The organism is Psychrobacter sp. 1U2 (assembly GCF_051847575.1).
The window spans coordinates 1-541 of the sequence record NZ_JBPYDC010001691.1; the positions used below are offsets into that span (position 1 = coordinate 1).

General features: G+C 41.4%; 1 protein-coding gene. It reads right to left on the minus strand.

The features are described 5' to 3' along the window. Positions 1 to 541 (minus strand): RNB domain-containing ribonuclease (locus tag ACS8FD_RS23915; RefSeq protein WP_439277680.1); only part of this gene is annotated, 541 nt, incomplete at both ends.

The window sequence follows — 541 nt, forward strand, 5'->3', positions numbered from 1 at the left end:
CAAAGTTTGCTGCACAAGTATTGGCAAGCAACATACACTCTTCAATAAGCTTATGAGCATCACCGCGAGTACGTGGTAAGATGTCCGCGATACCGCCTTCTTCGTTGAACTTTATATAAGTCTCAACGGTTTCAAACTCCATTGCATGACGATCTTCACGCTTTTTGATAAGCAACCCATACAATTGATGAAGCGTATCGACAGACTTTTTGACGTCTTTATTACCTGTTAAAGATTCAGGGACACTCTTATCTTTTGGATTAGCAAAATAATCATTTACCTGATTGTAGGTTAGACGTGCCTGTGAATGCATAACACCAGGATAAAACTCGTAACCTGTGATCTTGCCTGCACGTGATATTTTAATATCAGCAACCATACAGAGACGATCCACTGAAGGGTTTAACGAACATAAACCATTCGACAATACTTCAGGTAACATAGGAATCACACGGTGCGGAAAATAAACCGACGTGCCACGCTCATAGGCGTCTTGATCTAGTGGAGAGTTTGGTGTCACATAATGGCTGACATCAGCAAT